Origin of the sequence: Phyllobacterium bourgognense, from assembly GCF_003337575.1 — a bacterium.
Lineage (GTDB): Bacteria > Pseudomonadota > Alphaproteobacteria > Rhizobiales > Rhizobiaceae > Phyllobacterium > Phyllobacterium bourgognense.
This window is the reverse complement of the sequence record NZ_QPJM01000002.1, coordinates 282,024-306,227: the sequence shown is the minus strand read 5'-3', so window position 1 is coordinate 306,227 and position 24,204 is coordinate 282,024. Positions and strand designations below refer to the sequence as shown.

Sequence of the window (24,204 nt, the reverse complement as noted above, 5' to 3'; positions counted from 1 at the left end):
TTCTGGCTCAAAAATTGATCGATGCGTAGAAGACTGCGAAGATACCATCGACCACGATAACGACGAAAATGGACTTCACCACGGACGCCGTCACCCGCTGACCGAGAGACTCAGCGCTGCCGCCGACTTTCATGCCTTCCACCGACGCCATGATGCCGATGATCATCGCCATGAACGGCGCTTTGATCAGACCGGCCAGATAGCTGGACGTATCGATTGCGTCGCGCAATCGCTGAATAAACGCATCAGGCGTGATACCGGAGTAGGCCCAGGTGATTCCGATTGCACCGCCCAACGCCGCGAAGTCCGCGATGATCGTCAACAATGGCAGGGCAATCACCAGTGCAACCAGGCGCGGAAACACCAGAACGCCGACCGGGTTGAGGCCAATGACGGTGAGCGCATCGGTCTCTTCACGCATTTTCATCGAGCCGATTTCAGCCGTGATGGCGCTTCCCGAACGGCCGGCAATCATGATCGCGGTCAGAAGCACACCGATCTCGCGCAGGACCAGAATACCGACAAGATCGACGACGAATATCTCTGCGCCGAAATAGCGAAGCTGAAATGCGCCCTGCTGGGCGATGATCGCACCAATGATCGTCGACATCAGCACCACAACCGGTACGGCGCCGATGCCCATGCTGTCGAGCTGATGCACGATCGCGGCCGGCCTGATGCCGCTGCGTCCACTGCCCTTCATCTGCGCTCCGCGCACGGTCGCGCCGAGGATATGCATGGCCTTGGCGAAGTCGTCGCCAAAGGCGTACACAGTTCTGCCGATGGTTTCCAAAAAGCGAATCAACAGGGATGACCGTTCGATATGAACCGGCTCCTCTGGAGCGGACGCAGCGTCTCCTACTGCTTCAAACAAGGCGCCCCAGCTTTCGGATTGTCCTTCGACGGTGACCTGCTTGCCAGCTTTCTCAAGTGTGGTTCGCAGGCGTTCTATCAGCCAGGTTCCCGCCGTATCCAGCAGTTCAATGCCGGAAACCTCGATTATTGCACTGGAAAAACTATTGTCGTGGGCAATTTCGCGCATACGGTCATCGACACGGCGAACATTGCGTGTGGTCCATGCACCCGATAGCGTGATCGTCGCGCGGTCGCCATCCTTGCTGAATTCAACGTGAGGCGGCGCTGCGGTAGAAGCACTTGAATTGTTTGCTCTATCGGTCAACATCACACACACATATCGAGTCTCGTGCTTCCTGTCACTTGAACAATTAAGGCGTGAAATATGGTTGTGAGCGTAGAAATATCGGTGGAGCGCTGGCCCATTGCCGGGACATTTACGATCTCTCGCGGCTCGAAAACCGAAGCGGCCATTGTGCTGTGTACGCTGTCTGACGGAACGTTCACCGGACGTGGCGAGTGCGTGCCCTATGCGCGCTATGGCGAAAGCCTGGACTCCGTTTGTGCCGAGGTCGAAGGACTGCGTGAGGCCTTGGCAAATGGCGCTACACGAGATGGTTTGCCGGTGTTGATTGGTGCTGGTGCGGCTCGCAATGCGGTCGATTGCGCATTGTGGGATCTGGAGGCAAAACGCAGTGGCAAAACTGTGGCTGATATTCTTGGCTTGTCACCTTTGCACGATTTGACGACAGCGGTGACCGTTTCGTTCGGCGACGTCCAGACCATGGCTGCCGCGGCTCGGGACTTCGCGGACCGCCCGTTGATCAAGGTCAAGGTTGGCGGGGAGAACGATGACGAGCGCATTCGAGCGGTCGCCAACGCTGCGCCCTCAAGCCGCATCATACTTGATGCCAATGAAGGCTGGAGCGATGAAAACATTGTTGAAAACATGTTGGCTGCAGCGAAGGCCGGCGTTGTGCTGATCGAACAACCTCTGCCAGCCGGCAAAGATGCCATCCTCACCAAAATTCCGCATCCGGTGCCCATCTGTGCTGATGAGAGTGCCCATGGCACAGACGATCTGCACACGCTCCTCGGCCGCTACGACAGCATCAATATCAAGCTCGACAAAACGGGAGGCCTCACTGAAGCGCTGCGGATGCGGAAGCGCGCCCGGGAGCTTGGGTTTGGTATCATGGTCGGATGCATGGTCGGGACCTCCTTGGCCATGGCACCTGCAGTATTGCTGGCGCAGGATGCAGATTTCGTCGATCTCGATGGACCGTTGATCCTGCGCGAAGACCGCAAACCCGGTTTGAATTTCCAAGGTAGCCGCGTCTCGCCGCCCAAACCTGAACTGTGGGGCTAGAGCTCTCGTTGCTCCAGCTTTAGGGAAACGATCGCGAGGCCCAATCCGCACGCAGCGAGAACTACCATCACGTAAAATCCATTGATTCCGGTGGCGCTATAGAGCGGGCCCGACGCCATGGTGGCAATGGCGAGCGATGTACCGATGAAAAACGTTGAAAGCCCCTGTGCGGTGCCGCCGCGTTCCTCGGGTATGGTGAGGGCTATCATTTTCTGCATGCCGAGGAACGACAATGCGAATGAAAACGCGTGCAGGCTCTGGACGGCGAGAAACCCGGCAACACCAAAACCGGCGGGTGCAATGAGCGGAAAAACCGCCCAACGGAACATCGCAACGGCCGAGCCGATGATCAGGACTTTAGCCGGATGCAGGCGGCCGAACAGGCGACGGAAAAACGTAAACATGATGACTTCGGCAACGACGGAAATCGACCAAAGGGCGCCGATCATGGTCTCCTCGATGCCGATTGATTTCCAGTAGATCGCGGAAAAGCTGTAGCCATAGGCGTGGCTCGCCTGCGTGATACCGGTGGCAATGAGAAAGGTGACGAAAGTCGGCCTGCGCAGCGCCCTTCGCGCATCGGCAATATCCACATCTGACAGAGGTGAGAGGCGCCGTGGCTTGCCGATGCGCGGCACGATGAAGCTCATGCCACAGGCTGCTATCAGCGTGGCTAAAAGAGCCCACGGGATGATGTGCTCACCCACCTGCTGAATGAACACACCGCCAACGAAAGACGTGAGCAGAAACGATATCGAGCCCCACACGCGCATCTTCGCGAAATCGGCGCCATACCGGCGGACGCCGGACAGCGCGATTGTGTCGGCCAGCGGCAACTGCGACGTCCATGGCGGGGCAAGCATCAGGGATACGATCAAAATTCCGATGAAGCCGAACGGGACGAAATAGAAGGCCGCAACGATGACCGCCAGGATTGTCGCCATGGTCAGTATATGAGCGCGGTCATTCGAACGGTCGGCGAGCATCGATACCAGCGGCGCGGCAACGACGCGGACGAACAACGGCATGGACAATACGATGGAGATTTGCGTCGGTGTCAGCGCGCGATATTCGAGCCACAAGGGAAAGTATGGCAGATGCATGCCGCTCGATGTGAAAATCGCGAAATATGCCAGCGCAACCCGCAGCTCGAAGCGAAACGGCATATCTTGGCTGGGATCCGCTGCAGCGGTTGTCATGGAGAGACTTTCGGAAGATCGGTTCAGGTGGAATCGCAACCCTGCATTGCCTGAGATTCGCAACTATCACGAAATTCGCCAAGCGCCTAGAAACGCAAAGGTTTTTTGTTGTTGTTACCCGATTGCGTTCTTCAGCAAAGCCCATATGAGTCGCAACGGGGATTATCAAATGGGGGATTCGCAATGGTGAACAGCGATAGTGCTGCGGCACAAGTGGGCTTTTGGGAAACTGTGCAGCGTGCTGGTTTTTGGCGGCGCGTACTAGCGCTTTTCATTGATATAATTGTTGTTTCTCTACCATTGCAAATCCTTCTCATAGTCCTTTTTGCCCAAACCAACGGCGCTGTGCAGGGTTCCTTCGGCATAAACTCAACCTCCTGCGTCTCTATCGGCGAATTGCCCACGGGACTCGAACCCGCACCGCCTCCAGGATTTAACTCGATAGTTGAATGCCAGACATCATTATTGGGTTTTGACACGTCGCACTCGTTGCGAGTAGCGGAGGTCAATCAAGACGGTTCGGTGACGACTAGTATCTACCAGGACTATACTCTTGGCGCCGATGGACGTCCGAACCGAGCTTTCACAACAGACTGGATTGCGATACTTCTTTTATTTGCTTATCTGATTTTCATGGATAGTCGTCTTGGTCGCACTCTGGGAAAACGGGCGCTCAACATTCGAACGATCGATATCGACGCCCAGGCCTCAACAGGCATTCCATTGCGAAAGGCATTTCTCCGGCAGTTGGCGATGCTAATCGGTATGATACCTATGATAATAATTGCGTCAGTGATGTTCTTCAAATATCTCGCCGGCGCTGACTTGACCTCTCTCACTAACCGTAGCTTGTTCTCACTGATGATCTTTGGAGGCTTGATTGAAGCGGTCTGGCTTCTGTGGATCGTCATATCGGTCGCCAATAAACAGGACCCAATCTACGATAGATTGGCTGGAACAGCTGTAGTGCGGACCTAGATGCCAGCCAAGAGCGACACTAAGGTGCCGGAATCACCCGGTCGGATTTTACCTTGCGCGATTTCAGTACTTTCGCACTGCCAATCGTCGTCAGCACGCTCTCGAATATGTCGGCGCAGGCTTCCCAGCTGAAGCCTTTGAGTCTGACGTCCGGATCGACCCGGCCCATTTCCAGCGCACCCAACGCGGCCTTCTGCAGATTATCCGAAAGAACGCCAGCACCTGACGCGCCGACGACATCCTTGGGGCCCGGTACGGGATAACCTGCAACAGGGAGGCCGCAGGCTATGGCCTCGAGCAGGACAAGACCGAACGTATCCGTGCGGCTCGGAAAGACGAAGACGTCCGATCCCGCATAGTAACGAGCAAGGGTTTCCCCTTCTTTCTTCCCGGCAAACACCGTATTGGGATATTTCCGCCTCAGTTCATGCAGATCCGGACCGTCGCCGACGATAAGTTTGGTGCCCGGCAGATCGAGAGACAGGAAGGATTCAAGGTTCTTTTCAGGCGCGACACGGCCGACGCAGAGAAAGACAGGTCGGGGCAGCTTGAGATCGACGTCGGGTTGCGGCCGGAAGAGCTCTCGGTCAACGCCGCGCGTCCACACTTTCAGCGTCGCAAAGCCGCGTTCGGCCAGTTCGTCATGGATCGATTGTGTCGGGACCAGGCAATGTTCGGCTGCATTATGGAAACGCCGCAGGAAACTATAGGACCATGACAGAGGCACAGGCAGCCGCTCGCGCAGGTATTCGGGAAAACGCGTATGGAAGCTGGTGGTAAATCGCCAATTATTCTTCAGGCAAGCGCGCCGTGCCATGATGCCGAGTGGACCTTCGGTCGCGATATGCACATAAGCCGGCTGCAGCGCTTCGATGCGCGCTCTGATGGCAAGGGGATGCGTCAACGCTAAGCGGATTTCCGGATAGGTCGGGCAAGGCGCAGAACGATAATCGGCAGGCGAGATGATCGTTACTTCAAAGCCGCGCGCTTCCATTTGCTCGCGCAGCTTGGTCAGCGTACGAACCACGCCATTGACTTGCGGGTGCCAAGCGTCCGAGACGATGACCAGGCGCTTCGCTTGACCCTCAGGCTGCATTCGCCGCCTTTGGGCGCTTGTCATCCAGCCGGACGACAGGTGCGAAGCCGGCCTGTTCGCCGATCAGATGCGTCCATGACAGAAGTTCCATTCGACCATCGAAGTGCTCGACGATGGCCGTGCAGCTTTCCACCCAATCGCCGGTATTGATGTATTCGATGCCGTCGATCTGCTCGATCGTTGCGTGGTGGATATGGCCGCAGATCACGCCGTCCGCACCAATACGGCGTGCCTCGTCCGAAACCACCGTCTGGAACGAACCAATGAAGTTCACTGCCTTCTTGACGCGGAACTTTGCCCAAGCCGAAAACGACCAGTAACGCAGGCCAAGCATGCGCCGTACCTTGTTCATGATCGTGTTGATCGCAAGCGCAGCGTCATAGGCCCAATCGCCGAGATAGGCGATGTGACGAGCGTTGCGCACGACCACATCGAACTGGTCGCCATGGATGACGAGGAATTTCCGGCCGTCCGCGGTTTCATGCATGATCCGGTCCATGACTTCGATCCCGCCGAAGTGCGTTCCCTGGAAATCGCGCAAGAACTCGTCATGATTTCCAGCGATATAAAGAATACGTGCGCCCTTCCGGCTCTTGCGCAGGAGCTTCTGCACGATGTCATTATGCTCTTGCGGCCAATGCCAGTTGCGGCGCAGGCGCCAGCCATCAACGATATCACCGACCAGAAATATCGTATCGGCATCGTGGTATTTCAGAAAATCCAGCAGAAAACTGGCCTTCGCACCTTTCGAGCCGAGATGCACATCGGACAGGAAAAGCGTGCGGAATTTACGGGCCTCGATCTCGACCATGCTGATCTCCGTTCAGCTGACGCAAAGGCGCGTCCATTTGCGCTGACACAAACCTGATTCATGCAACAGTCTTATGACGGCACGGAAAAATGCGTGTTCTGCAAGATAGGCACTTGTAACGAAATCGCGTTCCGTTATGCCTCTGGATGAGATTTTAGCGTGCTGGAAAACTTGAATCGCCAGTGTATAAACGCGCGAGCCAAATCCCGGAGGACATCGTCAATGGCCAACGACCAAACGCCCAGCAACTCTGATCTAGAAGAAAGCGCGCTGTTCTATCATCGCTTTCCTCAGCCGGGTAAGCTGGAAATCCAGGCGACGAAGCCGCTTGGAAATCAGCGGGATCTTGCCCTTGCCTATTCTCCCGGTGTCGCTGCGCCGTGCCTCGCGATTCACGAGAATCCTGCAACGGCCGCCGACTATACCAGCCGCGCCAATCTCGTCGCAGTCATCTCCAACGGCACCGCTGTCCTCGGCCTCGGCAATATCGGCCCGCTCGCGTCCAAGCCCGTGATGGAAGGCAAGGCTGTCCTCTTCAAGAAATTCGCCAATATCGATGTTTTCGACATCGAAATCGATGCACAGGAGATCAGCAAGATCGTCGACGTTGTAGCGGCGCTGGAGCCGACTTTCGGCGGCATCAATCTCGAAGACATCAAGTCGCCGGAATGTTTTGAAGTTGAGGAACAACTTCGCGCCAAAATGAACATTCCGGTGTTCCATGACGACCAGCACGGAACTGCCATCATCGTGGCGGCGGCTATTCTCAACGGCATGGAACTTGCCGGAAAAGAGCTCTCCAAGATCAAGATCGTTGCTTCCGGGGCCGGCGCGGCGGCAATCGCTTGCCTGAATCTCCTGGTGAAGCTCGGCGTTGATCGCAAGAACATCTGGGTCTGCGACATCGATGGCGTCGTCTATGAGGGCCGCAACACACTCATGGACCGCTGGAAATCGGTCTACGTGCAGAAAACCGATGCGCGGGTTCTCGCGGATGTCATCGGCGGAGCTGACGTCTTTCTCGGCCTTTCGGCCGCCGGTGTGCTCAAGCCCGAACTGTTGAAGCAGATGGCACCGAACCCGCTGATCATGGCCTTGGCCAATCCCAACCCGGAGATCATGCCGGATGAGGCGCGCGCGGCGCGTGCCGATGCGATGATTTGCACCGGCCGTTCGGACTTTCCCAACCAGGTCAACAACGTCCTCTGCTTCCCCTTCATCTTCCGCGGCGCACTCGATTGCGGTGCGCGGGCGATCAACGAGGAAATGAAGATGGCGGCAGTACAGGCTATTGCTGCGCTGGCTCGCGAAGAGCCATCGGACGTTGCCGCCCGCGCCTATTCCGGCGAGACACCGACCTTCGGACCGAATTACCTCATCCCCTCCCCGTTTGATCAGCGCCTCATTCTGCGGATCGCACCGGCGGTCGCCAAAGCCGCGATGGACACCGGCGTTGCCGAACGTCCGATCGAGGATTTCGATGCTTATCTCGACCGGTTGAACCGCTTCGTCTTCCGCTCCGGCCTGATCATGAAGCCGATCTTCACCGCGGCAAAAACGGCGGAGAAAAAGCGCGTCATCTACGCAGATGGCGAGGATGAACGGGTCTTGCGCGCAGCCCAGGTTGTGCTGGAAGAAGGCATTGCCATCCCGACCCTGATTGGACGCCCGCAGGTCATAGAGACGCGTCTGCAGCGCTATGGGCTGAAGATCAAGATCGGCACCGATTTCGATGTCATCAATCCCGAGGACGATCCGCGTTATCGCGATTACGTGGATCTGCTGCTCAATCTCACAGGACGGCGGGGCACAACACCGGAAGTCGCTCGCACCATGGTTCGCGCCAGTGGCACCGTCATCGCGGCACTTGCTATCGTTCGCGGCGAAGCCGACGCAATGATCTGTGGTCTTGAGGGACGTTTCGAGCGGCACCTGCGTAATGTCGACCAGATTATCGGAAAACTGGAAGGCATACGCAATTTCTCCGCGCTGAGCCTGCTGATATCGCAACGCGGTGTGCTGTTCCTGACCGACACCTATGTCAGTATCGATCCGACTGCCGAGGAAATCGCTGAAAAAACGGTTCTTGCCGCTAACGAAATCCGCCGCTTCGGCATCGAGCCCAAGGCAGCCTTGCTCTCGCATTCCAATTTCGGCTCACGCGACTCTGAAAGTGCGGCAAAGATGCGAACAGCATCGGAAATTCTGCGCGTCAAGGCGCCTGATCTGGAGCAGGATGGCGAAATGCATGGCGATTCTGCCCTTTCGGCGATCCTGCGCGAGCGCGTACTTCCGCATTCGCGGCTGAGCGACGAAGCCAATCTGCTGGTCTTCCCTAATCTCGACGCGGCGAATATCACCCTCAATGTCGTCAAATCCGTCACCGATGCCTTGCATGTCGGCCCTATCCTGCTCGGTGCATCCAAGCCCGCACATATCCTGACGCCGTCTGTGACATCGCGCGGTATCGTCAACATGACGGCACTGGCGGTGGTGGAAGCATCACAACGCGTTGATTAACAGGCGGGTGTCTTATTGCTGCCGCATGGCCGTGGCTGGTTCGTGCGCATTCACTCGCCTCGAATGCGCATGACAATCTTGGGCCGCCGCATGTACCGGACATTTCAGATCGCCTTTATAGCAGCGACCGCCGTCCTGGCGGCGACGCAGTTTTCTTATGCAAATTCAGATATTTGCGCGCGCATGCTGCACCGGCTCGACGAGCTCAACCGCAACGCCGATGTCGATGACTTCGAACTCAGTTTGCGGCGTGACCGCGTCGAGGCCGCGCTCGATGCCAATAATTGTTCTGCCGTGGACGACCGCGTCTATGATGAGCAGGAACCGGGCACGGCGGGCTCGCAGTCTTATGAGGTTCTGGGTAAGGAGCAGGAACCCGTCGAGCCGGAGATGAGTACGGCGCCGGTCTATGGCGGCCGGTACCAGACACTTTGCGTGCGCGCATGTGACGGCTACTACTTCCCGCTCTCGTATGAAACCGGCGCGGAGAATTTCTCACGCGATCAGGCGCAGTGCCAGTCCCAGTGTCCCGGCGCGAAGCTGTACTATCAGCCCACAGACAATCCAAATCCTGAAAGGATGACCTCGTTAAGCGGCGAAGATTACAAGGACATGCCGAATGCCTTCAAGTTCAGGAAGGTAGGAGCCAATGGAACGCCGCAATGCGGCTGCCAGAGATCGGCCGGAAATTTCACCACCTTGGGCAATCCAGCGGCAGCAACACCGGCCATAGGAAAGCCCGGAGAACCAGCCAAGGTTGTCGAACCGGCGAAGCCTGTTGAAACAACCGTCGAGCCGAAAGTGCCCGCAGCTCAATCGACCGAAAATCCCTCGTCGATTATTCAGCTGGGTGAACCCGCAACGACCACAGAAACACCACTGCCGCAGCCGCTTACCGACGACAAGCCGATCGATCCGAACCGCAAGGTCAGGGTCGTCGGGCCAACGTTCCTTCCCGACCAAGAAGGGGCAATAAATCTGCGAGCTCCGGACCAGAAGACAGCCCAGTAAGTGCGATACGTAGGGGCATGAACAGCGGCTTGCCCTTGCGTCCGCTCTGGGCTTTCACCGCATCGGTCCACAGCTTCCAGGTCTCGCGGTTCCAGGGTTCAGGCGGCAAAAGATCGAAAGCAGTGCGAACGAATTCGCGGTCCTCTTCGGCAAGCTGTTCCTCCGTGGCGGGACCGTCCTTGATAATCGTCCACCAACTGATCACATCCGAAATGCGCGAAAGATTGCCCCGAACTGCGAGCCAGAATTCTTCGGCCCGGTTGCCCTCGATACCAAGTGCTACGAGGCGATCCTTTGCTTGCGCATAGGGCATTGCGTGGATCAGCGCGCGGTTGAGCGCATCCAGTTCAGCCGGATCGAACTTCGAAGCCGATTTGGAGGTTGCCGCCGGATCGAAAATATCGGCCAGCGTGGCCATGTCCGGTACGGCAGTCACATTTTCCGACGTTCCAATCAACACGGCAAGACTGGCCACAGCCATCGGTTCATAGCCGTCACGCCGCAAACTGCCGATAGACAGCGCGCCGGTGCGCTTGGAAATCCCCTCTCCCGACGCCGTTGTCAGGAGATTGATGTGACCAAGTTCGGGAACCTTGGCACCAAGAGCCTCGATGATCGAAATCTGCACGCCACTATTGGTAATGTGGTCGTTGCCGCGGATGATATGGGAGATGTCCATGTCGATGTCGTCAACGACCGAAGTGAACGTGTAGAGGTAGGTGCCATCTTCCCGGACCAGAACAGGATCGGAGAGCGAGGCAAGATCAACCGTTTCCCTGTCTCGCACAAGATCGTTCCAGTGAACTTCAGTCCTTGCTACTGAAAACGGATCGTCCTTGAAGTTTGGCAGCAGGAAGCGCCAATGCGGCCGGCGCCCTTCCGCCTCAAGCTTTTGCCTGTCGGCTGGCGTCAGCTTCAGGGCGTCACGCCCATAGATTGGTGGGAGGCGCCGCGCCAGGCGCAGCTTGCGCTTGCGTTCGAGTTCCTCGGCAGTCTCGTAACAGGGATAAAGCAGGCCCGCTGCCTTGAGCTTTTCGGCCGCAGCATCATAGATCGGGATACGCTTCGACTGGTATTCGACGCGCACCGGTTTGATACCCAGCCAGTCCAAGTCCGCGATCGTCGCCTCGGCATATTCCGTCTTGGAACGAACAGTATCCGTATCGTCAAAGCGCAGGATGAATTGGCCATTGTTCTTGTGGGCGAATAGCCAGTTGAACAAGGCAATACGCGTATTGCCAATGTGAATATAGCCGGTCGGAGATGGTGCAAAACGGACGGTAATGGTCATGCTTGCGGCATATCGGATAGAGCCTGCAATGGCAATATGGGCCGCGTTTGCGCGCGGCCCATATCTTAGTCATCGCTCAAGACAAGCCCCTTGGTCAGCTCAAGCGTCTGCAATTCGAACAAGCCTCGATAAATGCCGCCATTGAGCCCGATCAACGCCTCGTGGTTACCCTCTTCGGCAATACGGCCATGCTCGAAAACCAGGAGCCGGTCGAGCGAGCGCACAGTTGACAGACGGTGTGCGATCACCAATGTCGTCCGTCCCAGCATCAGCCGCTCCATCGCCTGCTGGATCAGCACTTCGGATTCCGAATCGAGGCTGGAAGTCGCCTCGTCCAGAATGAGAACCGGAGCATCCGCAAGGAAAGCCCGGGCAATGGCCACTCTCTGGCGCTCGCCGCCTGAAAGCTTGACGCCGCGTTCGCCCACCAGCGTGCTGTACCCCTTCGGCAACGCCGTGATGAAGTCATGCGCGCTGGCCTGCCTTGCAGCCTCTTCGATCTCCGACTGGGAAGCACCTGGCCGGGCATAGGCGATATTCTCCGCCAGCGAACGGTGAAACAGGATTGGCTCCTGTTGCACGATAGCGATCTGCTGGCGCAGCGAAGCCTGTGTGACCCCGGCAATATCCTGACCATCGATCAGGATCCGGCCCGACTTCACATCATGCAACCGCTGGATCAGCTTGACGAAGGTCGTCTTGCCCGAACCCGAATGACCAACCAGACCGACACGTTCGCCTGCCCGGATCGTCACCGAAAACCGGTCATAAAGCGGCAGGCGATGTGCGCCATAGTGGAACGTCACATTGTCAAACTCGATCTTGCCATTGCTGATCCGGATCGGCTTCGCGCCGGGCCGGTCTTCAATACCAAGCGGCTGACTCTGGATGTCAACAAGCTCCTCCATGTCATTGACAGAACGCTGCAAATTGCGGATGTGCATGCCAACTTCCCGCAAATAGCCCTGCAGGATAAAGAATGAGGTAAGCACGAAGGTGATATCACCCGCACTCGCCTGCCCCTTCGACCACAGGATCAATGCGAAACCGATGACCGCAGCCCGCAGCACAAGCAGCATCGTTCCTTGAGACGTGCCGTTCCAGGTACCACGAATCCAGGTGCGCGCCGTACGGTCCTGCCATTTGGTCAGGACTTTCGCCAGACGTGCATCTTCACGGCTTTCCGCACCGAAACCCTTGACCACCATGTTGCAACTGACGGCGTCGGCGAGCGAACCGCCGAGCTTGGTATCCCAGCGGTTGGCGAGGCTTGCCATGGGTGCAACGTAACCGAGCGACAGCGATGCGGTGACTGCAACGAACAGGAACGATCCGATGCCGATGATCACACCCATCAATGGCCAGTACCAAGCCATCAGCGCGGTTGAACCAATCAACATGATCACCGACGGAAACAGCGCCAGCAACAGCGTATCGTTCAACAAGTCCAGCGCCCACATGCCGCGTGTTACCTTGCGTACGGTCGAGCCGGCAAAGCTGTTGGCATGCCACTCGGTCGAGAAACGCTGGATGCGGTAGAACGCACCGGAGGCAATTTCCGTCATCATGTTCAATGTCAGATCAACGATCTGCATGAAGGTGATGTGCCTCAAGACGATTGCACCGAGTGACAAGGCAAGAAGTGCCGAGAAAGCAGCGATTGCTGCGTTCCAGACGACTGCCTCGGTGGCGTGACCGTTGACCACAGCATCGACCAGTCGGCCCGAATAGAGCGGCGTCAACACGTCGGCCAGTGTCGAGAGCAACACTGCACCCGCAATCACGGCGATACGCACCGGCTGTCGCTGCCAGTGTAACCAGGTGAATCCAAGAACGCTGCGGAATGCGCCGCCGCGCAGGTCTTTACGAAATAAAGCCATGACGATTGTCCGATGCGAATGCGCACCAGCCTCAATAGAAAATGCAAACGAGAATGCCGTGAAAAAGAAGACAGAATCAGTACGGCATGAATGATCTGGCAACTCGCCTGAATACAGGAAAGGCCATTATCGGCGATGAGTTACCTTGACCGGTGAAGTCAATCGAAAGGCAAACAATCCTTTCGTCATCACATGTCAGGAACGAGCGCCGCCCCGCGGGGACATAAACATGGGTGCCATTCGAGAACCTCCCGGTCGCTATTGCCGGAGGTCGGCTTATAGTTGAATCGTTTTGCGCCGCCAAGTGTCTTTTTCCAGCGGTCGGTTTTCGAGAATTAGGTGCGGCCAGATTGCAACAGTTTACTGCGATCGATCCCGGAACCGGTTGGTGATGGGATAGCGCCGATCACGGCCGAAATTCTTCTTCGTCACCTTGACGCCAGGGGCCGACTGGCGGCGCTTGTATTCGGCGACGTAGAGCAGGTGTTCGATACGCTCGACCGTCGCACGGTCATGACCGCGTTCGACGATTTCATCGACGCCCATCTCGTGTTCAACGAGGCATTCGAGGATATCGTCGAGAACCGGATAAGGCGGGAGTGAATCCTGGTCGGTCTGGTTTTCCCGCAGCTCTGCCGATGGCGCTTTGCTGATGATATTGACGGGGATCACCTCACCTGATGGACCAAGACCACCCGCCGGGACGTTTTTGTTGCGCCACTCCGACATGGCATAGACCTGCATCTTGTAGAGGTCCTTGATTGGATTGTAGCCACCATTCATGTCGCCATAGAGCGTGGCGTAACCAACTGACATTTCCGACTTGTTGCCCGTGGTGACGACCATGGAACCGAACTTGTTGGAAATCGCCATTAGAATGGTACCGCGGGCACGGCTTTGCAGGTTCTCCTCGGTTATGCCCTCCTTGGTGCCCTCAAAAGTGGGTGCAAGCGCCTTGAGGAAGCCCTCGACAGGCTCAAAGATCGGGACGATATCATAGCGGCAGCCAAGCAACTTGGCGCAGTCCTCGGCGTCCTTCAGCGAGTCCCTTGACGTGTAGGTGTAGGGCATCATGACAGCACGCAGACGTTCCTCGCCCAGCGCGTCCACCGCGAGCGCGGCGCAAATCGCCGAGTCGATGCCACCAGACAGTCCGAGCACAACGTCCTTGAAGCCGTTCTTATTGACGTAGTCGCGCAGGCCGAGCATGCAGGCGCGGTAATTCGCTTCCTCCCCTTCCGGGATTCGCGACATCGGGCCTTCAGAACAGGTCCAGCCATCTGCGCCACGTCGCCATGTCGTGACGATCAACTGCTCCTCAAACTGCGACATCTGGAAGGCAAGGTTTTTGTCGCCATTGAACGCGAAGGAAGCGCCGTCGAAAATCAGGTCATCCTGTCCGCCAAGCTGATTGGCGAATATCAACGGCAAACCCGTTTCAATCACCTGCCGCAACGCCACTTGATAACGCACATCGAGCTTGCCGCGATAATAGGGAGAGCCATTCGGCACGCAGAGAATTTCCGCGCCGCTTTCCGCCAATGTCTCGCAGACACCAAGGTCGCCCCAGATATCCTCGCAGATCGGAATACCGATGCGAACGCCGCGAAAATTTACCGGACCGGGCATCGGACCGGCCTGGAACACACGCTTTTCATCGAACTCGCCGTAATTCGGTAGATCGACCTTGAAACGTTCGGCAATCACCTTGCCACCATCCAAGACCATGACCGAGTTGTGCAGGCCGGACTCACGCTTCAGAGGTGTGCCGACAATGACGCCAGGCCCGCCATCCGCAGTATCCAAAGCAAATTCCTGAACTGCTTTCTCGCAAGCGTCCATGAAAGCGCGTTTCAATACCAGATCCTCCGGCGGATAACCGGAAATGAAAAGCTCGGTGTATAACACCAGATCGGCACCCTGACGTGCAGCGTCAGCGCGAGCCTCGCGAGCCTTTGCCAGATTGCCCCTGATATCGCCCAGCACTGGATCGAGCTGAGCGATGGCGATACGGAGAATGTCGGGATTTTTGCTCATATTGAACATATATCGTTTCGTTGGTGGAAAAACAATGTTTGGTCAAGCAGCGATCAGAAAAAAAACACGCTCCACACGGTGTAGACCCAGACAGTTGCGACGAGGATAACCGAGATCAGCACCGCAAGCGATCCGCAATCCTTAGCGATCTGGATCTCACGATGAAAATCCAGTGAAACCGCATCACAGGTTGCCTCGATACCGGTATTGAGTACTTCGATCATGATGAGAAACAGTACTGATCCCGTAAGAAGCAGGAACGAAAGCCCGGTCGGCGCAATGAGTGCCGCAACGGGAATGGCGAGGATGAACAGCATGAGTTCCTGCTGAACTGCCTTTTCATGCTGCGCCAGATGCTTCAGCGCACGCATGGAATTTATGAATGCGAGTACCAAACGCTGCATGCCCGCTCCCGTATTTTCACAAAAGCAGCTATAAAGCGAGAACGGCTCGCGTCAATCCTGTCCATCGGCCGCTACAACGACTCCCCCACCACTCTTTGCGTACTTGGGCAAGTCATCGTCAATCCGGTAATAGTCGCCCTTGTCCTCGACAAAGATATGACTTTCTCCCTGCAGGCCGGACGGCTGATCGAAAGATCCTGCCATGACGGAAATATAGTCGAGATCTTTGTGCTTCCAGAAGAGCACTGAGCCGCAATTCTTGCAAAAGCCACGGCGGGCAAATTCACTTGCCTCATACCAGCTGATATTTTCTTCGCCGGAAATGTCGATCGAATCGTCTTGCACGTTCGTCGCAGCGTAAAAATGGCCCGACTGTTTGCGGCATTGCGAGCAATGGCAATAAACGATACCGCGCAGCTTGCCGCGCGTTTCGAAATGTACTCTTCCGCACAGGCATGAACCCCGATGCAATTGGGTCAAAATGTTTCTCCCTCGTACTGAAAGTTGCATTGCTGCTTTACGTGGTTCGACAAGCTCACCATGAGGGAGGTAGGCTGATTGCAGGCAGTCAAGTTCTGCAAGGCTTGTGATTGGCTTGCAGTCCACCCACTTCCCTCATGGTGAGCTTGTCGAACCACGCAGCAATATTTTTTCACGTCTTTGCCGGACGCTTCGAAGACAGAGTGAGCAGGAAAGCCCCGAAGACCGCTGACAGCAACGAGCCGAGCAGAACGCCGAGCTTGGTTTCATCCTGCAACAATGGGGAATTCGCAAAGGCAAGCAGGCCGATGAACAGGCTCATGGTGAAGCCGATCCCACAAAGCGTAGCGACACCATACATTTGCAGCCAGCTTGTGCCGACGGGCCGTTCGGCCAGACGAAGCTTGATCGCCAGCCAGGCAAAGGAGAACACGCCGATCTGCTTGCCGACAAACAGGCCAGCTGCGACGCCGAGCGGAACCGGATCGGCGAGGTTCGACAACGACACGTTGCCAAAGGAAACGCCGGCGTTGGCGAAACCGAAGATTGGAACGATCAGAAAGCCGACCCACGGCTGAATAGCATGCTCGAGTTCAACCAGCGGGGAATCGGCCTCGCCCTTCGCGCCGACCATCGGGATAGCCAGGGCCAGCAGCACACCGGCAATCGTCGCATGGATCCCCGATTTGAAGACGAGGATCCAGAGGATCACTCCGAGAACGAGATAAGCCCAAAGCCTAATGATACCCATCATGTTCATCAACATAAGTATTGTGAACACGGCGGCGACACCGGCCAACGCAGGGATGTTCAACCCCTCCGTATAAAACAAGGCAATGATAATTACCGCACCTAGATCATCGATGATGGCAAGGGCCGTCAGGAAGACCTTCACTGACAACGGAACGCGCGACCCGAGCAGCGACAGAACGCCCAGCGAAAAAGCGATATCGGTGGCGGTCGGGATGGCCCAACCGCGAACTGTCTCACCTTCGTTAAAGGCAAGAAAAATCAGGGCGGGAACGACCATACCACCGACAGCAGCAAACCCTGGCAATGCGCGCCGCGACCAGCTTGACAGTTGACCGCTGATCATCTCCCGCTTGATTTCGAGGCCAACCAGCAGGAAAAACACGGCCATAAGCGCATCGTTCACCCAATGAAGGATGCTCAGGCCGCCAACATAAGTCTTCAGCAGACCGAAATAATATTCGCTCAAGGGAGAGTTGGCGGCAATCAGGGCCAGCGCCGCGACCGCCATCAGAATGATGCCGCCGGAGGCCTCACTCTCAATGAACGAACGGAAAGACGCTGACAGGCGGATTCGGCGGACGGGTTTTGGATCCATGAGACCTTGATAGAATCCCAAACGGCAAAACTCCAGCCAAAACGTTTTGATTATTGAAATTGAAAAAGGCGGCCCAAAGGACCGCCTTCTATTTCACGAATACCTGAAGATTAACCGTTGACGGCCATTTTCTGTGGATGGCTGTCGCGCTCTTTCTTCAGAAGTTCCGCAACTAGAAACGCCAATTCCAGAGCCTGATCGGCATTGAGGCGCGGGTCGCAATGGGTGTGGTAGCGATCCTGCAGATCTTCCGCCAGAACTGCCCGCGCGCCGCCGGTGCATTCCGTGACGTTATTGCCAGTCATCTCGATGTGGATACCGCCCGGATAGGTTCCTTCGGCGTGATGCACTCCAAAGAAGGTCTCGACTTCCTTCAGAATACGATCGAATGGCCGTGTCTTGTAGCCATTGGCAGTGATGGTGTTGCCATGCATCGGATCACAGGACCACACGACCTCACGGCCCTCTTGTTGCACCGCACGAATAAGCCTCGGCAGATGATCGGCAACCTTGTCATGGCCGAAGCGGGCGATCAATGTAAGGCGGCCCGGCTCATTTGCAGGATTGAGCAGATCAATCAGTCGCAGGAGATCATCAGCTTCCAGTGACGGACCGCATTTCAGACCAAGCGGGTTCTTGATGCCACGGCAGTATTCCACATGGGCATGATCCGCCTGACGCGTACGGTCGCCAACCCAGATCATATGACCGGACGTCGCATACCAGTCGCCAGACGTCGAATCGACGCGGGTCAGTGCTTCCTCATAGCCAAGAAGCAGGGCTTCGTGACTTGTATAGAAATCCGTCTCGCGCAACTGGGCATTTGTTTCCGCGGTAATGCCAACAGCGCGCATGAAGTCGACGGTCTCGGAGATGCGACGTGCCAGCTGGCCATAGCGCTCGCCTTGCGGGCTGTCAGCAACGAAACCCATCATCCACTGATTGACGTTCTCCAGATTGGCATAACCACCCTGGGCGAAAGCGCGCAAAAGATTAAGCGTCGCAGCGGATTGGCGGTAAGCCATTTCCTGGCGAGCCGGATCTGGCGTGCGCGACTGTTCAGTGAACTCGGTGCCATTGATGATATCGCCGCGATAGATCGGGAGCTCGATGCCGTTTTTGGTTTCGGTGTCGGAGGTACGAGGCTTGGCGAACTGACCAGCGATACGGCCCACCTTAACGATGGGCTGAGAAGCACCAAAGGTCAGCACGACGGCCATCTGAAGGAAGACGCGGAAGAAATCTCTAATATTATCCGCACCATGTTCGGCAAAGCTCTCGGCGCAATCGCCGCCCTGCAACAGGAAGCTTTCACCCCTGGAAACAGCCGCAAGCTGCTTCTTGAGCTTGCGTGCTTCACCTGCAAAAACCAAGGGCGGATAAGTCCGAAGACGGGCCTCGACATCGCTCACAGCCTGAGCGTCCGGATAATAAGGCACCTGCTTGATAGGTTTGCCTCTCCAGGAAGTCGGTGTCCAGTTCTTGGTCATTATTGCACCTGTTACTTGCTTTCCACAGTGGTAGCGATTGTTTGAGACTATCCGGTCCAGACCGGAAGGCGCTCATATAGTCCAATTATGTGGGATATACCAGTCCTGTTGGCGGCTAGCGAGGCTGATCCCACTATGGCGCCGCAGGCGGATTAATTTGGACATTATAAATGAGCAGAGAGACTTACTTTACGTCCGCGGCGGCCGCTTCATCGATGTCTTGCGGATCGGTAAAATTCGCACCGATTTCCTCCAGCAGCCTATCGAACATGTCTATTTCTCTGTCGCTGAGCTTGACGGCGCGCGGATAGGTCGGCGACGGGCGGTCTCTGTAAATCGGTGTGTTGAAATATTCCGTTTTGAGAACGAACCGACGAAGTCCTTCCTCACCGTGCTCGACCAGAAAACCCTGCATGACTGCATCCAGATAGGATTGCAGGATCATCGGCGGTTGCGGATGAACTGGTACATATAGGTGCGCCTCATAGACGAATATTGGCATGCCATCGGGAAAAGGCATTGCAGTCTCGATTTGTTCAGGCAGGACGCTGCGGCGATCGTAATTTTCCTCGCGCAGATCGACGGCTGCGAGGTTTTCCAGATAATCGAAAACAAGCAGACCATCCACGCTGGAATTTTCGTCGCGACGAACAGACAATAGAGCGGCGTGAAGTCCGGCTTCGCGAGGACTTGCGCGCCACAATCTCCGCCAGCCATGAAGTTTTGCAGGCATGGCGTAAACGATATTGGTTCGCAAAGTATGGCGGTTTACCAGAGAGCCATAACCGAAATAAGCGACAAGTTTGCCGCTCTTCGCAAGGACGTTAATTTCATCCGTCAACACGTTCGCCATTCACCAATCTATAGCTTGGTTTATACATGGTCACCAGCTCTTCTGAAGCAGTCGGATGCACCGCCATTGTGCGGTCAAAATCATCCTTGGTGCAGCCGGCCTTGATGGGAATGGCCAGAAGTTGAGCCATTTCACCCGCATCGGGGCCCAAGATATGCGCACCGATGACCTTCCTGCTGGCGGCATCGACTATCAGCTTGGTCAGCATTTTGTCCTTGGCGCCGGATAGCGTATTGCGCATCGGGCGGAAAAGAGCACGGTACACCTCGATCTCCCTGAACTCCTTGGCTGCCTCTTCTTCAGTCAATCCCACGGTACCGATTTCGGGTTGAGAGAAAACCGCTGTCGCGATCTGACGATGGTCAGGTTTGGTCGGATTGTTTTTAAACGCCGTCTCGATAAAGCACATGGCCTCGTGAATGGCGACCGGCGTTAGTTGAACACGATTGGTGACGTCGCCTACAGCCCAGATGTTCGCCTTGCTCGTACGCGAATACTCGTCGACCTTGACTGCGCCAAGTTCGTCGAGTTCGACACCCGCCTCTTCCAGGCCCAACGATTTCGTGTTTGGTGCCCGGCCAATGGCCAGCATGACCTGATCCGCAACAAGTTCATCGCCCGAATAAAGGCGGACACCTAGCCTGCCATCATGCTGGCGCTTCACTTCCTCGATGACCTCCACGCAACGGACGTGGATACCTTTGGCAACCATAGCCGCGTGCAGCAATTGCCGCAGATCGTGGTCAAACCGCGACAGGATTTCCTTGCCGCGGTAGATCAACGTCGTTTCGACGCCGAGACCATGGAAGATATTGGCGAACTCAACTGCGATGTAGCCACCGCCCTCGATAATGATGGCCTTTGGCAATTGTTCGAGATGGAATGTCTCATTGGAGCTGATGCACAATTCGTGTCCCGGTAAAGCCGGATGCGGGTTTGGATGGCCGCCGGTGGCGATAAGGATCTGGTCGGTCGTCACCCGCTTGCCAGTCTTGAGAATTTCGATGGTGTGATCGTCGACAAGCACCGCGCGGCTGTCGAAAATCTCGACGTCCGAATTGTCGAGTCCCTGCCGGTAAAGGCCCTCCAGTCGCCCGATCTCCCGATCCTTGTTCGCGACCAGCGTCGGCCAATCGAATCTGGTTTCTCCAACGCTCCAGCCATAGCCGGCCGCAGCCTCGAAATGTTCGGAAAACTGCGACGCATAGACAAAGAGCTTCTTCGGCACGCAGCCACGGATGACGCAGGTGCCGCCCATACGATATTCTTCAGCGAGGCCGACTTTCTTGCCCATGGCGCCAGCAATCCTTCCGGCGCGCACACCACCCGACCCTCCCCCAATGACGAAAAGGTCATAATCATAGCTTGGCATGGTGCAAAAACTCCGAATCTGATGAGCAGCGCTTATATGGGTTGTATCTTGGCCACTTAAAAGAACAAAGCCCGACTAACAGCCGGGCTTTGCATACGATCAATTGGATCCCGTCCTCACGGCTGCTTTGGTTGAGCTGGTGCAGGAGTCGCTGGCGCTTGGGCAGGAGCGGTTGCAGCCGCTGCTGCAACGACCTTTTCCGCAACCGCCTGGGCAAGATCGCGTGCGATGCCGCGCTGCCAGATGCCGGCGGCCTTCATGACTTCACGCGTAACGATCGGACCTTCGGACAACAGCTTCTTACCAGCCTCGGAATTATAAAAACCGGTGATGGCGTTCAGTTCTTCTTCACTGAACGATACTGCATAGGCGCGGGCGGCTTCATTTTCTAGATCCGCACGACGGGCTGCAAGCGCCAGCGCCTGTTCATCGACGGCTGCGCCGATGATAGACTCAAGGTTTGGATCCTTCTGGATCAATTCACCCTTCAGCTGCTGCGCAACACCAGGCAGGATCGAGTCGAACTGGTCCGTTGCCTTGATTGCGGAAATAGCAGCCCGGGCGGCAGCCAGATGCGACGGGGTGATGTTGTTGTTGGTGTTCGTATCCTGCGCCTGAGCGGCGCTGAAACCGCCAAGCATGATTAGGACGGCCAAAGGTGCAATCAAGCGGCGGAAGCCAGTTGCTCGGTTCATGAATTTATCGCTCCGTTTTCGACGTTGTCGCGCATAACCCAAAAATCATCCTCGATTTTCAGAAGGCTTTGCGCAGGATTCAAAGTGCGTCTGCTTCAAGTGCCTCTAAACAGACGGGCTGCTCCGCAGTGTTCTGACACCGTCAGCACCGGCCAAAATGGCCACGCGCGCCAGTCCCAGGAAAAGTCCATGCTCGACCACGCCGGGTATGGCGTGCAGAGCGTTCGATAGAGCTCTTGTATCCGGAATGCGGCCAAAAGATGCATCCAGGATCAAATGCCCGCCGTCTGTAACAAATGCTTCGTCTCCAGTCATCCTCAATGTAACAGGACCTGCAAGTCCAAGCTTGCCAGCAGCCCGCTCGATGGCGAGTTTCGTGGCCGCAAGCCCAAAACGATTGACTTCGATGGGCAAGGGAAAGGCGCCCAGCGTATTCACCAGCTTCGATTCGTCTGCAATCACGATCATTTCGCTCGAAGTGGCCGCGACGATCTTTTCCCGCAGCAAGGCACCGCCGCCGCCTTTTATCAATACGAGGTCAGGGTCGACCTCGTCAGCACCGTCGATCGTAAGATCAAGCTGCGGCGTTTCTTCCAGGGTGCTCAGCGTGACGCCGAGTTCGCGGCAGAGAGCCGCAGTGCGTTCCGATGTAGGTACGCCAATGACGTTCATTCCAGATGCGACCTTTTCCGCCAAGAGCCGCACGAACTCCTCGGCTGTCGAGCCTGTCCCGATTCCAAGGCGCATGCCATCCTTGACGTGGGTCAGGGCCTCCGCAGCCGCTTTGATCTTCAGCGATTTGGCATCCATGATGGTGCGCCCTCTTGTAGCTTTGACTTGCCGTTTCTTTGAGTCGACACTGGCTGCTCCCTACCACGTCAGGCGACCGGGTCAAGGCTCGTAGCTTGATTTTGAACCCACCTTATACTTCAGTGTGGGAAGGTCACCTCTCGAAACCAGCAATTCTATTGCTGTTTTCGCCATCGGCTACGGATGCCACAGGAACATAAATGTCCAAACCCATTGTCGTATTTGATCTTGACGGAACTCTGGTGGATACCGCCCCCGACCTGCTCGATAGTCTCAACCATTGCCTTGGAGAAACAGGCCTGCAAAAGGTCGATCCGGTCACGCTGCGCCGTTATGTCGGACAAGGCGGACGGGTGATGATTGAACGAGCATTCGAAGCACAGCAAAAGCTGCTGAGCCCAGAACAACTTGACTGGCTGGTCGGTATCTTCATCGAACATTACGGTGCCAATATGCCTGGCCACTCGGCGCTCTATGAAGGTGCCGAACAGGCAATGGAAGACTTGTCGAGCGCCGGCTATCTGCTGGCGGTGTGCACCAACAAGTTTGAAGGCCTGTCCGTCAACCTCCTGGCGGGTCTTGGTCAATCATCGCGATTCAGTGCGATTTGCGGTTCCGACACGTTTGCCTTCCGCAAGCCTGACCCGCGCCATCTGGTTGAAACCATCCGCAAGGCTGGCGGCGACCCCGAGCGCGCTGTGATGATCGGTGACAGCCAAACGGATATCAACACGGCAAAGGCCGCGGGGATTCCTGTAATCGCGGTGGATTTCGGCTACTCCGATCTACCGGTTGCAACCTATGAACCGAGCAGGATCATCTCACACTATCGTGAGTTGAAGGTAAAGCTTGCAGACGATTTGATAGGTGCAGTTAACGCTTGAACCGACTGAATTGGAACGATTTTTTTATCCGAACGTTAACCAGTTACAGATGTCGGGCTGAGGATTAGCCTTCCATCCGATTTTTTTTTGCTCTTACATTGAAACGGGCGCAGTCCCGGGATTTCAGGAGGAAAAATTGAGGAAACTAACTTCAATGCTTGCCGCACTTGCGATGTCGGCGGGACTGACCTCGGTCGGTCCGATACCCGCATTTTCGGCGCCGCTTGCGCCGCTGAGTATCGAAACCACGAGCGCCAACATCGAGCAGGTGCAATACCGACGGCATTATCGCGGCGGCCGAAACTGGAACGGCAATCGCTACTATCGTGGAGGTCGCTACTATCGTGGCGACCGGTATCGGTATGGAGGATACCGCGGATACAATTACTATCGTCCGGGCTATCGCTACTACAACGGCGCCTGGTTCCCCCTGGCTGCCTTTGGTACCGGTGTTATAGTGGGTAGCGCCCTCGCTCCTCGTCCGGTCTATCGTGCCGGCAGTGCGCACACGCAGTGGTGCTACAACCGCTATCGGTCATACAGGGCCTATGACAATACATATCAGCCCAACTACGGCCCACGTCGCCAATGCGTATCGCCATACTAAACCTGACGATATGATTCCAGGGCCCGTTTACCAGTGGTAGACGGGCCCTTTGTTTTGAATACCAGCTCACGTATTAGACGAAAAGCGCATTGCGCCTGCCTCTATCGCACTGTAGTTGCCTAATTTTTGAGCCGTGCTTCCGGAGTCATTCCTCAACATTGGAATGTGCTTGCATTTTCCGCCGAACCCGCTTGAATACGCTTACATGAAGGGG

General features: G+C 56.2%; 21 protein-coding genes. 6 read left to right on the top strand and 15 right to left on the bottom strand.

Annotated elements, in window-relative coordinates; genetic code table 11:
• Positions 1-7 precede the first annotated feature (7 nt).
• Positions 8-1,183: an ABC transporter permease gene (locus C7476_RS05120; RefSeq protein WP_114428815.1), complete on the bottom strand. Its 1,176-nt coding sequence runs from the start codon at positions 1,181-1,183 to the stop codon at positions 8-10.
• 57 nt (positions 1,184-1,240) lie between these two features.
• On the opposite strand from C7476_RS05120, the gene dgcA reads away from it, so the two are divergent.
• Positions 1,241-2,224 carry an N-acetyl-D-Glu racemase DgcA gene (gene dgcA / locus C7476_RS05115; protein ID WP_114428814.1) on the top strand — a complete coding sequence of 328 codons (984 nt, stop codon included), beginning with the start codon at positions 1,241-1,243 and terminating at the stop codon, positions 2,222-2,224.
• Here dgcA and C7476_RS05110 read toward each other — a convergent pair.
• A complete protein-coding gene (locus C7476_RS05110; protein ID WP_114428813.1) occupies positions 2,221-3,423 on the bottom strand; it encodes an MFS transporter in 1,203 nt (400 codons plus the stop codon). The two genes, dgcA and C7476_RS05110, sit on opposite strands and share 4 nt — an antisense overlap.
• A 183-nt stretch (positions 3,424-3,606) precedes the next feature.
• Here C7476_RS05110 and C7476_RS05105 point away from each other — a divergent pair, with 183 nt between their 5' ends.
• On the top strand, positions 3,607-4,401 hold the full coding sequence (locus C7476_RS05105; RefSeq protein ID WP_114428812.1) for an RDD family protein: 795 nt from the start codon (positions 3,607-3,609) through the stop codon (positions 4,399-4,401).
• A gap of 19 nt (positions 4,402-4,420) precedes the next feature.
• Here C7476_RS05105 and C7476_RS05100 read toward each other — a convergent pair whose 3' ends face one another.
• On the bottom strand, positions 4,421-5,497 hold the full coding sequence (locus C7476_RS05100) for a glycosyltransferase family 4 protein (RefSeq protein WP_114428811.1): 1,077 nt from the start codon (positions 5,495-5,497) through the stop codon (positions 4,421-4,423).
• Positions 5,487-6,308, bottom strand: coding sequence for a UDP-2,3-diacylglucosamine diphosphatase (locus C7476_RS05095; protein WP_114428810.1), 822 nt, complete (start codon positions 6,306-6,308; stop codon positions 5,487-5,489). Before C7476_RS05095 ends, C7476_RS05100 begins: the two co-directional genes overlap by 11 nt.
• A 222-nt stretch (positions 6,309-6,530) precedes the next feature.
• On the opposite strand from C7476_RS05095, the gene C7476_RS05090 reads away from it, so the two are divergent.
• Together C7476_RS05090 and C7476_RS05085 are read left to right on the top strand one after the other, a co-directional pair.
• Complete coding sequence (locus C7476_RS05090; protein ID WP_114428809.1) at positions 6,531-8,828, top strand: NADP-dependent malic enzyme; 2,298 nt, start codon at positions 6,531-6,533, stop codon at positions 8,826-8,828.
• A gap of 69 nt (positions 8,829-8,897) precedes the next feature.
• On the top strand, positions 8,898-9,839 hold the full coding sequence (locus tag C7476_RS05085) for a DUF2865 domain-containing protein (protein WP_181872348.1): 942 nt from the start codon (positions 8,898-8,900) through the stop codon (positions 9,837-9,839).
• Here C7476_RS05085 and gltX read toward each other — a convergent pair.
• The 11 genes from gltX to rpiA form a co-directional block, all read right to left on the bottom strand.
• On the bottom strand, positions 9,757-11,130 hold the full coding sequence (gene gltX / locus C7476_RS05080; protein WP_114428807.1) for a glutamate--tRNA ligase: 1,374 nt from the start codon (positions 11,128-11,130) through the stop codon (positions 9,757-9,759). The genes C7476_RS05085 and gltX overlap by 83 nt on opposite strands.
• 65 nt (positions 11,131-11,195) lie before the next feature.
• On the bottom strand, positions 11,196-13,010 hold the full coding sequence (locus C7476_RS05075; RefSeq protein WP_114428806.1) for an ABC transporter ATP-binding protein: 1,815 nt from the start codon (positions 13,008-13,010) through the stop codon (positions 11,196-11,198).
• A gap of 360 nt (positions 13,011-13,370) precedes the next feature.
• Positions 13,371-15,047, bottom strand: coding sequence for an NAD+ synthase (locus C7476_RS05070; RefSeq protein ID WP_114429034.1), 1,677 nt, complete (start codon positions 15,045-15,047; stop codon positions 13,371-13,373).
• Positions 15,048-15,100: 53 nt separating this feature from the next.
• Positions 15,101-15,451 (bottom strand): diacylglycerol kinase, encoded by a 351-nt coding sequence (locus C7476_RS05065; RefSeq protein ID WP_114428805.1) that lies wholly within the window; start codon positions 15,449-15,451, stop codon positions 15,101-15,103.
• A gap of 51 nt (positions 15,452-15,502) precedes the next feature.
• Entirely contained in the window at positions 15,503-15,931 is a 429-nt protein-coding gene (locus C7476_RS05060; protein ID WP_114428804.1) for a GFA family protein, read from the bottom strand.
• A gap of 172 nt (positions 15,932-16,103) precedes the next feature.
• The gene (nhaA, locus tag C7476_RS05055; protein ID WP_114428803.1) at positions 16,104-17,279 is read right to left on the bottom strand and encodes a Na+/H+ antiporter NhaA; all 1,176 of its coding nucleotides are present in this window, start codon (positions 17,277-17,279) and stop codon (positions 16,104-16,106) included.
• A gap of 110 nt (positions 17,280-17,389) precedes the next feature.
• Complete coding sequence (locus C7476_RS05050) at positions 17,390-18,769, bottom strand: class II 3-deoxy-7-phosphoheptulonate synthase (RefSeq protein WP_114428802.1); 1,380 nt, start codon at positions 18,767-18,769, stop codon at positions 17,390-17,392.
• 184 nt (positions 18,770-18,953) lie between these two features.
• On the bottom strand, positions 18,954-19,610 hold the full coding sequence (locus C7476_RS05045; RefSeq protein ID WP_114428801.1) for a gamma-glutamylcyclotransferase family protein: 657 nt from the start codon (positions 19,608-19,610) through the stop codon (positions 18,954-18,956).
• Positions 19,600-20,994: a glutathione-disulfide reductase gene (gor, locus tag C7476_RS05040; RefSeq protein ID WP_114428800.1), complete on the bottom strand. Its 1,395-nt coding sequence runs from the start codon at positions 20,992-20,994 to the stop codon at positions 19,600-19,602. Before gor ends, C7476_RS05045 begins: the two co-directional genes overlap by 11 nt.
• Before the next feature lie 116 nt (positions 20,995-21,110).
• Entirely contained in the window at positions 21,111-21,689 is a 579-nt protein-coding gene (locus C7476_RS05035; RefSeq protein WP_114428799.1) for a DUF2059 domain-containing protein, read from the bottom strand.
• 105 nt (positions 21,690-21,794) lie between these two features.
• Positions 21,795-22,499 (bottom strand): ribose-5-phosphate isomerase RpiA, encoded by a 705-nt coding sequence (gene rpiA, locus C7476_RS05030; protein WP_114428798.1) that lies wholly within the window; start codon positions 22,497-22,499, stop codon positions 21,795-21,797.
• Between the two features lie 200 nt (positions 22,500-22,699).
• Between rpiA and C7476_RS05025 the strand changes: the two genes are divergently transcribed.
• Together C7476_RS05025 and C7476_RS05020 are read left to right on the top strand one after the other, a co-directional pair.
• Positions 22,700-23,383 (top strand): HAD family hydrolase, encoded by a 684-nt coding sequence (locus C7476_RS05025; protein ID WP_114428797.1) that lies wholly within the window; start codon positions 22,700-22,702, stop codon positions 23,381-23,383.
• Between the two features lie 154 nt (positions 23,384-23,537).
• The gene (locus C7476_RS05020) at positions 23,538-23,990 is read left to right on the top strand and encodes a BA14K family protein (RefSeq protein WP_114428796.1); all 453 of its coding nucleotides are present in this window, start codon (positions 23,538-23,540) and stop codon (positions 23,988-23,990) included.
• The last annotated feature ends 214 nt before the right edge of the window (positions 23,991-24,204 follow it).